The 14,182-nt window shown below is 44.6% G+C and carries 6 protein-coding genes and 4 pseudogenes; 3 read left to right on the top strand and 7 right to left on the bottom strand.

The annotated features are described in order from the left end of the window. The first annotated feature begins 269 nt into the window (after positions 1-269). Positions 270-3,284, top strand: coding sequence for a PAS domain S-box protein (locus tag CS022_RS08135; RefSeq protein ID WP_129121870.1), 3,015 nt, complete (start codon positions 270-272; stop codon positions 3,282-3,284). A gap of 64 nt (positions 3,285-3,348) precedes the next feature. On the opposite strand, the pseudogene CS022_RS08130 reads toward CS022_RS08135, so the two are convergent. Both CS022_RS08130 and CS022_RS08125 read right to left on the bottom strand, forming a co-directional pair. Then, positions 3,349-4,556 (bottom strand): annotated as a pseudogene (locus CS022_RS08130) (NupC/NupG family nucleoside CNT transporter). A 431-nt stretch (positions 4,557-4,987) separates the two neighbouring features. Then, complete coding sequence (locus CS022_RS08125) at positions 4,988-5,569, bottom strand: YkgJ family cysteine cluster protein (protein ID WP_129121869.1); 582 nt, start codon at positions 5,567-5,569, stop codon at positions 4,988-4,990. Between the two features lie 402 nt (positions 5,570-5,971). On the opposite strand from CS022_RS08125, the gene fusA reads away from it, so the two are divergent. Next, a complete protein-coding gene (fusA, locus tag CS022_RS08120; protein WP_129121868.1) occupies positions 5,972-8,059 on the top strand; it encodes an elongation factor G in 2,088 nt (695 codons plus the stop codon). 135 nt (positions 8,060-8,194) lie between these two features. On the opposite strand, the pseudogene CS022_RS08115 reads toward fusA, so the two are convergent. The 5 genes and pseudogenes from CS022_RS08115 to CS022_RS08100 all read right to left on the bottom strand — a co-directional run bounded on the left by CS022_RS08115 (position 8,195) and on the right by CS022_RS08100 (position 12,066). Continuing rightward, positions 8,195-8,670: pseudogene (locus tag CS022_RS08115) on the bottom strand (Dps family protein). A gap of 320 nt (positions 8,671-8,990) precedes the next feature. Then, a pseudogene (locus tag CS022_RS08110) lies at positions 8,991-9,833 on the bottom strand (energy-coupling factor transporter transmembrane component T family protein). Next, on the bottom strand, positions 9,830-11,119 hold the full coding sequence (locus tag CS022_RS26125; protein ID WP_408057228.1) for an ABC transporter ATP-binding protein: 1,290 nt from the start codon (positions 11,117-11,119) through the stop codon (positions 9,830-9,832). Before CS022_RS26125 ends, CS022_RS08110 begins: the two are co-directional and overlap by 4 nt. 10 nt (positions 11,120-11,129) lie before the next feature. Further along, positions 11,130-11,516, bottom strand: coding sequence for an ABC transporter ATP-binding protein (locus tag CS022_RS28035; protein WP_148669329.1), 387 nt, complete (start codon positions 11,514-11,516; stop codon positions 11,130-11,132). Further along, positions 11,513-12,066: pseudogene (locus CS022_RS08100) on the bottom strand (ECF-type riboflavin transporter substrate-binding protein). Before CS022_RS08100 ends, CS022_RS28035 begins: the two are co-directional and overlap by 4 nt. Before the next feature lie 494 nt (positions 12,067-12,560). On the opposite strand from CS022_RS08100, the gene CS022_RS08095 reads away from it, so the two are divergent. Continuing rightward, positions 12,561-13,505, top strand: a complete 945-nt coding sequence (locus CS022_RS08095) for a cation diffusion facilitator family transporter (RefSeq protein WP_129121867.1) — start codon at positions 12,561-12,563, stop codon at positions 13,503-13,505. Positions 13,506-14,182 lie beyond the last annotated feature (677 nt).

Here is a 14,182-nt window from a genome sequence, read left to right as displayed (position 1 = left end):
ATGATTTTTTTGGTGTCTTGCGCCTGTTTGGCGATTTTTAGCGCCACATGTTTGTTTTTCCAGCATCTCTGTTAGTGAGTTTCATTCATAAGGCATTGCTCTATGCGCCGATGTTCTATGATTTAGCCTGTTTTCACTAACCAAAGATCCTCCGGAACTGGCAGTGCGGGATTATTGCCAGTTTAAACCCAGTGTTACGTCAGCGTAGTTGAGCTTTTCGGTGTCTCTTTTGGCAACTATGGCTGTGTTGTTTGGATGAGGAGATCCAAATGCATAAACAGAACAGAACAGCCCTTGCTATTCTTCTTCTGGTCGTTATTGCGCAGGGAATACTTGTCACCTATACACTCTCATCATTGGCATCAGATGCCAATGATCGCGATGAAGTGGCAGCACGCCATATTGGTGCTGCATTGGCTGTTTCGGTAGCGCCCCTGCTGCGTCAAGCTGCAGATACCTCTTCGCTAGAAGCACTTCTCGATATTGTTCGATCAGAAAAGCTCATTGGTTATGCGGCGATCATGCGTAACGGCCGCGTGCTTGCTTCCGGTTCAAACGCGCTTAGTCAGGCAGACCGACAGTTGTTGACGCTGGTTAAGCAATCTATCGGCAGCTCAGAACAGCCACTTGGTGAGATAGTGCTGGGCGTATTCCAACCCAAGCAAAGCCCTTTCGGTCCTTTCTTCATCTCGATGTTTATCTCTGTCACAGGCATGGTGTTTCTTTTACTCAACTACTACGCCTTTCCTCGCCCTAAAGACACCATTTCAAAATCAAACGTCGCAGGGTTTATGGCTGATGAGGAATACAACAATTCAGAGCCAAAGGGAGCACGCTCTTCTGTCCGCATTACACCTAAAATTACGGACTTCGGTGACAAGCAGGTCGAAAATATCGCCGAAGAAAACCTTGAACCTGAGGTCATTGAACACTCTGAAAAACGGCAAGACACCCGAAAGCGTCTTGAAGATAAATTCCTTCATACGTTGTTCACACGTCTCTCTGATCCGGTCATTATTACCGACCAAAACTGCGAAGTGTTAACCTGTAACCCCGCAACAAGAGATATGTTTGGCTGGAGAAAAACAGAGATAGTTGGCAAAAATATTGGTTATCTTATCCACAGTGAGGAGAAGCCAGAAAACCGACTCACCTGCCAGGATCTGGTATGTTCCATAAACGCAGGTGAAACTCTGAAATTCTTCGCAAAGAACCAAAACGGCGAGAGATTTCCAGTAGAAGTCGACATCAACTTGGTAGACAGTTCAAACCGTGATTTTTTCATCATTAGGATCAGAGACATCAGTGAGCTCGAAATTGTTCAGACTGAACTTCGGCTCGCTGATCATGCCTTCCAGTCGACTGACGCCATGTTTATCGCAGATCAGAGCGGCGTCATTCTCAGGGTAAACAGAAGTTTTTCAGAAATTACGGGCTACGACGCCGAAGAAGTCATTGGCAAACCAATGACGTTATTGGCAGCAACAAATGGCGAAGTCACTTTCTATCAAGCCATCCGTCGCTCACTAGCGCGAGAGAATAAATGGCGAGGAGAACTGCTTCATAAACAGAAAAGCGGAAACGTGATTCCGATTCTGGTTTTTGCCACGGCAATGCGTGAACGCAACGGTACACTCACCCACTTTATCGCCCACTTTATTGATGTCTCCGAACAAAAAAGAAATGAACAGGCACTTCGTGATGCGCAGCAATCTGCCGAACAGGCCAATGTGTCTAAGGGACGTTTCCTTGCTGCGATGAGCCATGAAATCCGCACCCCGATGAATGGTGTCTTGGGTGTGCTGGAGCTCATCACTGAATCCACACTCTCAGCCCAACAGCGGAAGTTATTACAAACCGCGCAGCACTCAGGCAACCTACTATTGTCAATTATCAATGACATCCTCGACTTTTCTCGGCTAGAGGCTGGCAAACTGAAGCTGGCCGATCATCCGATGGATTTGACCGAACTGGTTCGCCAAACTACCGACATACTGCTGCCTAAAGCACAATCAAAAAAACTGACACTCAATCTCGATGTCTCTGCCACTGTGCCGCGTTATGTCAGCGGAGATGCTGACCGACTTCGGCAAATTCTGCTTAATCTTATTGGTAATGCGATCAAATATACCGAATACGGCGAGATCAATGTCAGCTTGTTCAACAGTAACCACAGAGCAGATTCTTGCAACCTCACCTGCACAATTTCAGATACGGGGATTGGTATTTCGCCCGAATCATTACCGACAATATTTGATGAATTCTCAACGGCAGAAAATGCACGACATTACAAAAACGACAGCACGGGACTGGGACTGTTTATATGTAAGCAGCTTATTACGCTAATGGGTGGAGATATTGAAATTTCCAGCACACCGGGCGTCGGCACACGCGTACGGTTCGATATCAGCCTTTCGCCCGCATCGCACAGCACCGTAAGCAGTCAAATACCACGGCCTCTTATTCATCAAACACTCCACCAGCGGATCAGGAAAGATATCCGCATTCTGGTGGCGGAAGACAATGTGGCTAACCAACTAGTGATAAGAAGTATGTTGGAGCTCGATAACCTCACCGCCGATATCGTCAATAATGGCGCTGAGGCCATTGCTGCCGTGAAACGAAACGATTACGACATTATTTTGATGGATATCTCTATGCCAAGCGTAAACGGGATCGAAGCGACGCAGAGTATCAGGGAGATGCCATCGCCGAAAAACGATGTTTCCATCATCGCGCTAACATCACACGCTCTCTCCAATGATCAGGAGAAATTTATCAATTCGGGAATGAACGATTGCGTTACAAAGCCTATTGACAGAACAACACTGCTAACAACACTCGTCAAATGGCAGGATAAAAGCGCTAACTTCAAAGCACCTTTGCAGATTGAAGATGAAGTCATCGAGAGTAAAACATATCAGCGTCTCGATATGTCGAGGCTTGATGATCTGTGCAATGACGTTGACCCCGACATGATTGAAGAACTCATCAAAGTTTACGCCAGAGATACAAGGCACAGAATTTACAGTATCTATCAAGCGACCGATGAGCAGAATCTAGACAAGCTAAAGTTCGAAGCACATTCGATTGTTAGCAGTGCAGAAACCCACGGCAACGCTCTATTGAGCAAATTATGTAAAACGCTGGAAATGGCCTGTGAAGACAATGATCAGAAACAAGCGTTAATCATTGCCGAAGATGTAGTTCAAGAAGCAGAAATGTCTCTACAAGCCTTAGAGCAAATGGTAAGAACGGAGTGGCCTCGGCAACAGAAAGCCTGAAGAAAAAGGAGAGGAGAAGACCGCTGCATGAGCGGTCTTTTTTCTTTGCGCCAGTCAGCGTGATTTACAGTGAAACAAAGATTCCCGCCAATGCCGCACTCATCAGGTTCGCCAGCGTCGCCGCCAAAACAGCTCGAATACCCATTTGCGCGACGTCTTGACGACGCTCCGGTGCCATGGCACCAATTGAGCCAAGCTGGATAGCAATAGAGCCGATATTCGCAAAGCCGCAAAGTGCGAAGGTAACAATCACTTGGCTGTTCATCGACAATGTGTCTTTCAGCGTGGCGAAATCAAGATAAGCGACAAATTCATTCAAAATGATCTTTTGACCAATCAACGAACCAACACTTAAGGCCTCATCCATTGGCACACCAATAACAAAGGCCAAAGGCGAAAACACATAGCCAAACAAATGTTGAAGGGTTACACCTTCAAAACCCAACAAATTCCCAATACCTTCAAGCCCGGCATTTGCATCGCAATCACACTGACAAATGCAATCAGCATGGTGCCCACAGCAACCGCTACTTTTACACCATTCATTGCCCCTGCTGCTAATGCATCAATCGCATTGCTTTCTTCACTTTTACTCAGAGAAATTTTTTCCTGGCTGACTGGCGTTTCACGCTCAGGAATAAGGATTTTAGCCATCATCAGGCCACCGGGTGCAGCCATGAAGCTGGCGGCTATGAGGTATTTGAGTTCGACACCCATTGCTGCGTATCCACCCAAAACACTGCCTGCAACAGACGCCATTCCGCCGACCATCACCGCAAACAACTCAGAGCGCGTCATGCCTTTCAAAAATGGACGAACGACTAGCGGAGATTCTCCCTGAGAGAGGAAAATATTACTTGTCGCGACAATGGATTCTGCGCGACTGGTTCCTAAAAACTTCTGAATACCACCACCAATGAGTTTAATGACCCATTTCATCACACCGAGATAATAAAGAAGGGAAATAATGGCAGAGAGAAAAATAATAAGAGGAAGAACACGAACCGCAAAGATGAGATCGCCAGTTGCTAAGCTTCCAAACACAAAGCCAATACCTTGATCAGCAAATGAGAGAACTTTCGCTACACCATTACTCATCGCCCCCAACACAGTCTGTCCAATAGAACTGTAAAGAACAAGAGCAGCAAGGCCAGCCTGCAGGCCAAATGCGCCGATGACGGTTCTCCAATTTATTTTACTTCTGCTTTCTGACAGTGCGACTGCGCATGCGAATAGGACCAGTATTCCGGCCATACTGAGTAGAATTTGCATTTGGTTACCTTGCTATTTAATCGGAAGTTTTAGGCGCAACGACGCTCTGAGCAGGTAACGAGAAATAAGGGGCAAACACCTGAAGTGTAATTTTTTAGTTACCGTCCACGAAGCGGCGAGATTGCCAGTTATGAGCTAACAATGGCTGAGCCTTATCCGTGGGGCGGTACTCCGTGTAACAGCGTGATGAAAGCAGGTAGAACGTGAGGTTTCAGAAGACTAAAACCCATCCGCTCTGGCCGGGGGAAGAGTATATCCGTAATCGATTGCCAGAAACAAGCAACAAAAGAATTTTTACTCTAATTTGTTAGAAGCTCTTTACCCATAATTTAATAGGCATATCTAGCACGCGTATCAATCATGCCTAATCTAATTATTGAGTGGCTTTCATCAGTAGTCGGAAATGTTGTTCAGCATGAAGTGACACTGAATTAGCGGGAAAGCGGTTCGAAAACTTGTCGTATATCAATCCGCTCGGTATGGCCGTATCGCTTACAGATTTCGCCAAATACTTCATCTATTTGTTCAAACCTGACAACAGGAAGCAGCACAGTCTGGCTTAAATTGGTATCGCAGCATGTGTTATCTGGCGCGACGGTAACATGACGACGACAAACGTAGGGCCTCACAGGATAGACCGCGCATCCTTCCTCTGTGAGAAACGGACACGGCTTACCATGAAAGACACCTTTACCTAACTTAATGTTTTCTCTATCTTGCTTCCTTTTAATTCCAGTGTTGTCTTCGATAAAGCGAATTTCAATTTCTGACAGAGACACTTCGTAGCAGCAACAGTGATTACAGCCTTTGTGGCAGGGTGTGAAATTATCAATAAACTCGTAAACCTCATTCATTAACTGATAGAGAGCGATGAGTTGTACCGAAGGGTCTGGAGACGTGTTGTCGATAACTTGCTGGCAATGCTGAGTCATCAATACCAGTTTTTTCGGCATGATTTTAGTCAACATCTCTAGCTTCGTTTTCGCTACAAGCTGTGTTTCACGTGTATTCATTTGTTCTTCATTCCTGAAAAAACACGACTTAGATGCAAGACATAGGTTGTCAGTTAATTAACCACATATAGCCAGTGGTTAATTAACTTTAGTTGATGATGATGTATTGCTCAAATAGCTCTTGGGGCATAGCGAAAGAAAATAAATTCCCAGAAGATCGCAAAGTAAACGGCAAATTGATGTTATTTCAAAGAGTGCTTATCGAAGAAGAACAGCTGAAATGAGTGACCTGTCAAAAGATACGGTTAGAATATGCACAAATAACGCTTTGGTTTTCTGAAATATCCACAGTGATAGTAAAAAATCTCTCGATCGGTGCTTTTCGATCTGTTCCTTTAGCCAAGATCGCCTGCTATACTCCCCACCCTGATTCGTCACACCAATTGTTTATAGAGAAAAACAATGACCGATTTAAATAAATACAGAAACATTGGTATTTTCGCGCACGTAGATGCGGGTAAAACTACCTCTACAGAACGTATCCTAAAACTTACTGGTAAGATCCACCGTACCGGTGAGGTACACGATGGTGCAGCAACTACTGACTTCATGGAGCAGGAAGCTGAGCGTGGTATTACCATCCAGTCAGCAGCAACGACCTGTTTCTGGAATGACCATCGTCTGAACATCATCGATACTCCAGGACACGTTGACTTCACTGTTGAAGTATACCGTTCACTGAAAGTTCTTGATGGCGGTGTTGGTGTATTCTGTGGTTCTGGCGGTGTTGAGCCTCAGTCAGAAACTAACTGGCGCTATGCTGACGAATCACGCGTATCACGTCTGATCTTCGTAAACAAGCTGGACCGCATGGGTGCAGACTTCTACCGTGTTGTTGACCAAGTTAAAAACGTACTGGGCGCAACTCCACTGGTTATGACTCTGCCAATCGGCATCGAAGATGACTTCAAGGGCGTTGTAGACGTACTTGAGCAAAAAGCATGGATTTGGGACGATTCTGGTCAGCCAGAAAACTACGAAATCGTAGATATCCCAGAAGACATGGTTGAGAAAGCAGCTGAATACCGTGAAATGCTGATCGAAACTGCTGTTGAGCAAGACGACGACCTGATGATGGCTTACATGGAAGGCGAAGAGCCAACTATGGAGCAGATCAAAGCGTGTATCCGTAAAGGTACACGTGAGCTGGCGTTCTTCCCAACGTACTGTGGTTCAGCATTTAAAAACAAAGGTATGCAGCCTATGCTGAACGCCGTTGTTGATTACCTGCCATCACCAACTGAAGTTGATGCTCAGCCTCTGACTGACAAAGAAACTGGTGAGCCAACAGGTGAAGTTGCAACTGTTGACCCTAAAGAGCCACTGCGTGCATTGGCATTCAAAATCATGGATGACCGTTTTGGTGCTCTGACCTTTATCCGCGTCTACTCTGGCGTGCTGAACAAAGGTGACACAATACTGAACTCTGCAACTGGCAAAACTGAGCGTATCGGCCGTATGGTTGAGATGCATGCTGACGAGCGTAACGAGATTTCATCTGCGCAAGCAGGTGACATCATCGCCGTTGTTGGTATGAAGAACGTTCAGACTGGTCACACTCTGTGTGATCCAAAACACGAATGTACTCTGGAACCAATGATCTTCCCAGAACCAGTAATCTCTATCGCTGTTGCTCCTAAAGACAAAGGCGGTTCTGAGAAAATGGGTATTGCGATCGGTAAAATGGTTGCAGAAGATCCATCATTCCAGGTTGAAACTGACGAAGATTCTGGTGAAACCATCCTTAGAGGTATGGGTGAACTTCACCTGGACATCAAAGTTGACATCCTTAAGCGTACTTACGGTGTTGACCTGATCGTTGGTAAACCACAGGTTGCTTACCGTGAAACTATCACTACGCCAGTAGAAGACAGCTTCACGCACAAGAAACAGTCTGGTGGTTCTGGTCAGTACGGTAAGATTGATTACCGCATCAAGCCAGGCGAAGCTAACTCTGGCTTCACTTTCTCTTCTTCTGTTGTTGGTGGTAACGTTCCTAAGGAATTCTGGCCAGCAATCGAGAAAGGTTTTGCGGGCATGATGGAGCAAGGTGTACTGGCTGGCTTCCCAACGCTAGACGTTGAAGTTGAGCTGTACGACGGTGCTTTCCACGCAGTTGACTCATCTGCAATCGCGTTCGAAATCGCTGCTAAAGGTGCTTTCCGTCAGTCTATGCCAAAAGCAGGTCCTCAGCTTCTTGAGCCAATCATGAAAGTTGACGTGTTCACTCCAGAAGATCACGTTGGTGATGTTATCGGTGACCTGAACCGTCGTCGCGGCATGATCAAAGACCAGCAAGCTGGCACTACTGGTGTTCGCATCAAGGGTGATGTACCGCTTTCAGAAATGTTCGGTTACATCGGCCACCTGCGCACAATGACTTCTGGTCGTGGTCAGTTCTCTATGGAGTTCTCACACTACGCGGCTTGCCCAGCAAACGTTGCTGAAGAAGTTATTGCTAAGCAAAAAGAACTGAAAAACCAGAAGTAATTCTGTTTACAAGTTCTAAAGAAACCCCGGCCTAGGCTGGGGTTTTTGTTTTCTGGCACAGTTAAAATACCAGCAATAAAAAACCGGACGATTGTCCGGCTCTTTATTTATCTAGTCAGATTTGCAGGCATAAAACTACTGCAAATAAGCAGTCAGCATCCAACTCAGCTTTTCTTGCTCACGTATATAGTCGCTCATCTGCGCTGCCGTACCTTCATCGTTAGCATCACTGGCTGCCGCAAGTATCGCCCGCTCTTTGCGAATAAGAACACTGAACCCGTCTACAAGACCTTCAACTGACTCACGACCTGAATGGACGTTTTCCTGTTCTTTGATACTGCTTTCTGAGAGGTACTGACTATAACTGTGCGTTGGCGTGAAGCGAGTGTTAGGATACGTTCTGCTACTTCGTCGACCTTCAGCAGCAAATCGTTATAGATCTCTTCAAACTTTAGGTGAAGCTCAAAGAAGTCTGAACCGCGAATATTCCAGTGATAGCCTCGTGTATTCATATAAAGCACTTGGTAATGTGAGAGCAGGTCGTTGAGCTGCTCAGCCAGCACTTTTGTCTTTTCAGTATCGAGACCCAAAACACTTATTTGTCTGCTCATAACCACTCCTTAATAAAGGTAAACACGCTCAATAACGTCTCTTCGTTCAGTGGTTAAATGCTATCAGCACAAAGTTTCTAGGGATATTCGTTTCACTCTATCTCATCGATAGATTCAGCCTATGGTTCTGACTCGAAACAAAGTGCCATCAGTGACACATGGGTGTTCTCATCTACCAAAGGCTAAGGGAATATTACAGAAGTAAAACAGGGTGTTGAGAATTGAAGATGCGAATGCTGAGAGAAGGCTTTCTTGAGTTATAGAGAATTACGCGGCGACAGACATCCGTTGTCTATTTTTCAATCTGATTATTTTATGCTTCAGGAAAAGGGATACCAGAACAATTGGCTCTCATAGAAATGCTTAACCAAGGCAAGCAAGGTAACAATAGCGATACCCATTAACCAGAAAGCATCTGTACGAGTGAGTGCCTACTGACTATACCAAGTTCGAGAGACATGTCGCCCAAAGCCACGCAGAACCATGGCGTTAGAAATCTCATCTGCCCGATCAAGACTACTGAAAACCAACGGACCTAATATTTTAGAGACATTTTTTACTCTCTTCAAAAGTGGTGCATTCCCCGAGAGCTCAACGCCCCTCGCCTGCGTAGCATGCATGATATGGATGAAGTCCTTTTGTACGTCGGATAAATATCGAATCGTCAGACTGACTGCATATGCGATTTTGTAAGGTAGCCCAATACGATTCAGGCTGGCCGCAAACTCTGTCGGATGCGTCGTAAAGACAAAGATCAGCGCAATGGGGAACATGCTGAAATACTTCAGTGTCACTGCTAACAGGTAAAACAGTGTCTCTGCCGTCACTGAGTAGCCGCCCGCAACATTCAATATCGGCGTTACGCTGCCTATAATCTCACTCCCCTACTGTGGAGCGAGTAAGAACATAAATAGTGCGTTTATTGTCAGTACTGTAGAAGTACCTAAAAGAAGTGGCTGATATACCTTAAACGGAACACCCGTCAACCTCAGCAATACCAGCCCCGAAACTAACACCGTGATAATCAACCTAAGGTCAAACGTTGTCAGAACAACGGTAACCCAGGCCATAAATAGAGCGAACTTGGTGATTCCATTTAGGGTATGTAACGGTGACTTGGTGTCGATATAACTGATGCCGAGTTTCATTTTAGCGGCTTTCATGCACATACCTCACTGTCGATAAATTGCTGCATAAAACCAGAGGTATCCTCAACACCGAGCTTTTCCGCAAGGTCGTATAAACTGGTTGTCGTGAGATTCGCGCTATCAAGAAGTTCAGGTTTGCTGAAGACCTCAGTCATCGGTGCATCCGCAATCAATTTGCTGTCGGCAATAACGATGGAACGTGTTGTGTACTCCAAGACCAAATGCATGTCATGGGAAATAATAAGAACGGTAATGCCTAATTCCACATTTAACCGACGGATGAAAGAGAGCATGTGGGTATAGTTTCTGTGATCCTGTCCAACTGTTGGCTCATCCAGAATCAATAACTCAGGCTCCAACACCAAAATAGCAGCAATGGTGACACGTTTCCTCTGGCCGAAACTGAGCGCATCAATTGGCCAATGTCGGAATTTACTCAAGCCACAGAACACCAGAACTGCATTTACTTTCTCTTGCACCATACCTTCATCGATACCTCTATTGCGCAAGCCAAAAGCGATTTCGTCAAGAATCATATGGTGAGAAATCATATAATTCGGGTTTTGAAGTACCACACCCACCTTTTGGCTGCGCTCAAAAATCGACATATCAGCGAGGTTGTCACCACTAAGATGAATACTGCCCTTGTCCGGCTCCAGCACGCCCATAATCAAACGTGTGATCGTCGATTTACCCGAGCCGTTTTTACCCAAGATAGAGACGAACTCCCCCTTCTTGACCGAAAAGGAAATATTCTCCAGCGCATTCTTCTCTCCATCAAAGGAGAATGTGAGTCCCTCTAACTCAAGCAGCGTATCACTCTCTACGTTGCTAGGTTCTCGGTGGTTATTCTCAAGCCAACGACTGACACTGCTACGATATGGCTGAATACACATGCCTGCGAGGTTTGACGGCCTGTCTGATGGAACAATCGTGTTACCCGCCGCCTTTAACGCAGAAAGATAAAGTGGTTCACGTATACCATGTGTTGATAAAAGATCAGAGGCCAGAAGCACATCAGGCGTGGTGTCGGCAATAATTTCTCCGCGATCCATCAATATCACACGGTCAATATGACGATGAAAAACGTCTTCCAGACGGTGTTCGATAATAATGATGGTTTTATTCGTTTTCTGGTGGAGCGCATCGATAATCTCGACGGTGTGTTTCCCTGTTTTAGGATCTAACGCTGCCAGCGGCTCATCAAAAAGCAATACATCGACATCGTCCACCAAAATGCCCGCCAGTGAGACACGCTGTTTTTGCCCACCCGATAAATCGTGGGGCGAACGCGATAACATATCTTGCAGGTCAACCATTTTGCTGTCGACTTAACCAACGGGTACATCTCAATGACATCATCCGATTTTCCAGCGCAAACGCGATGTCTTCGCCAATACTGAGCCCTACAAACTGACTATCTGTGTCCTGCAAAACCGTCCCCACCATCGCGGTGACATTATGCATCGTCATTGACGCTGTATTTTTGCCATTAATGCTGAGAGAGCCCTTCGCTTCACCTTTAATAACATGAGGGATTAAGCCGTTCAGGCACTGACCAAGTGTCGATTTACCACTACCACTTGGTCCAACAATCAGCACCTTCTCGCCCTGCTGAATGGTTAAGTTGATATTTTTTAGCGTCGGGTTGACCTGTGAATCATAACGAAAAGAGAAATTAGTAAATTCGATCGTCATGACGAAGCCTCCACAAGATTGCGACTCTGACTGTTTCGCCTGGCAACTGAATCGAGAATATATTTGCCGACCACTGCGATTAACAGGGCGTTACCTACACCAAGTATTACCAAGGAAGTAAACACTTTGATAAATGGCTCTGCGTATAAAAACGTATCAAGAAGCGCCGATATGCCATATCCCACTCAATTCCCAATGATGGTGAGCGCGACAAAAACCATGAAGTCCCAAGCACTAAACTCGCCTTTCTTTTCAAGCCAGTAGCGGGTAAGTGCAGGAAAGCACCCCATGATCAAGCCAAATAAACCAGAACCTAATACCAGGTTAGCCAAACGCCCCAGCCCGCAAAGAGATCAGTCACCCAATGACCGATAAAGCCGACCAAAAAAACCACCACAGGACCAAACAGAACCGCAAATAATGACAACACAGCCATCGCGGGTTTGAGCGTGGTATTGGCAAAAACAGGCACACAAAACATGGGTAGTCCACCAATGCCATAGAGTGCGGCACCAATAGCAACAACAACGGTCTTAGCCGAAAGGTTTATATAAACGCGAAATTTCCAGTGGATGAATAAGACGGTTTAAATCAGTTAACGAAATGCAAATCGTTCAATACACACGAAAATGATAAATAGATCGTAATTTTAGGGCGGCGAGTATACTTCAAACAGTCAAGAAATGGAAAGCTAACAGTCTAGACGTCCAAAAGTCATCAAGGTATAATTTTCTTCTTTTATGAGTTCATCGGGCCTATGTAACAACCACAGCATTGTTGATTGTTAAACACACATAGGCTTACCAAATAATACTTCCTTTTTTTTTAACCGCAGATATACTGCCGCGGCTCTGAGCAAAATGGCTAAAAAGCACTCAACTCAGTCAATCCACTAACGCCTTCATTTCTTGCTTATTGGGTGAACTAAACATCGCGCGCATTACCATGAACAGGTTTAAAACCTCCGTAGAAAAATCGTTAAAGCATCATAAGTTAACCGAAACCACAAGTTTTCGAATAATCACAATTAGATAGGAAAGAACGATGACACAAACCCTCAATCAGGAGGTGAGCTTGGCATCCCGCCTTCGAATCAGTAGGGAGAAACTTTCACTCCGAATTTCGCTTGCAGGTACAATCTTGATGGCTGCCTGTGGCCTTATTGTGGGTATCCAAGTGAACTCGCAGGCCATCATGCTCGATGGCGTGTTTTCTCTGTTAAGTATGGGAATGACTGGTCTATCACTCTATACCGCTCACCTGGTGAGTAGGCCGGAAGACGAGCAATTTCAGTTTGGCTACACGCACCTAGAGCCCTTGATTACTGTCATCAATGGCCTGGTTATTTTGATGATATGTGGTTTTGCATTCTATTCAGGTATTACTGCCCTATTTACAGAGGGCACACAGGTTGAATTGGATGTAGCACTGAGTTACGCCGTTTTCTCAACTTTCTTGTGCTTTGGTATTTTCTTTACTGAGCGTTATATATCCAAAGAAGTTCAGTCGGAACTGGTGCGGGTTGATTCTCAGGAGTGGCTAGTTGACGGTATATTGAGCGCCACCATCTTAATTGGTTTTATCGCCGTTGCCACTCTGGATGGGTTGGGCCACTCACAATGGAACAATTACATAGACCCGATACTCGTTTCTGCTCTCTCACTTGCTGCGGCCATGCTACCAGTCAGTGTGTTACGCAGGAACCTGAAAGAGGTGTTGCTGATTACGCCTAATAATAAGGCGAAAAAACGCGTAGACCGCACACTGCTGAATATCGCGGAGCATCACGACTTCAAAGATTACAGCTGCCATTTCGTTAAAGTAGGCCGTCGTTATGATCTTGAAGTAAACATACTCATCGACGACCCTGATGAGTGGCCCATTGAACGTCAGGACCAAATCAGAGAAGTCATCAACAGCAGCATTGTCAGGCTCATTGGCGATACTTGGTTATCTGTCAGCTTCACTGCCAAAAGTAAGTGGCTCTAACCCAGCACTATATCGGGACACAGCGAGATTAGCTGGGTCCCGACGACGCCTTTCATCTCTCTCGCTTCATTCATTGTTACTTTATATATGCATTTATATAAATATTATTATCTAAATAAATAGAAAGGTTAGGCGTTGAAGTATCAATTATTAATATATTCAACCAGGCGCTTACTATTACAAATTATAAAAACTGAATTAAGACTCCCCTCCCATCTTGAGACGAATTCTCACTTTGAATACATTCTTTTTTTATAGTTATGAAACATAGATTTAACGTTTAAGAAACTAGTCAGATATCAGAAACCACTCAATTATGAAGTGATATTAGTTCAATAAAATTGCGAAATCACAAGAAATAAATCTCACTTAAGATCTAATTATCATTTATGTATCACTTTATACATAATAAAAACACTACATTTTTTCCGAAAAAAAAATATTTATTTCATCAGATTTTATGTTTATGTTTTATCTCAACAGGAAAAAGAATAGCTAAATGAGAATAGAGCTTAATAAAGAGCCATATATGATAAGAGAGGAAGATAAGCTTATATCTTCTACAAGTAAAAAATCTCTAAATAAATATTACAAATGGATGTTATTAATAAATCAAATTGATGTCTGATTTGATTTATTAATAATAAACATACTTACTATTTGTTTATTATTACTCC

The organism is Veronia nyctiphanis, assembly GCF_004116385.1.
Taxonomy (GTDB): domain Bacteria; phylum Pseudomonadota; class Gammaproteobacteria; order Enterobacterales; family Vibrionaceae; genus Veronia; species Veronia nyctiphanis.
The sequence above is the reverse complement of the archived record's forward strand: the minus strand, read 5'-3'. Positions and strand labels throughout refer to the sequence as shown.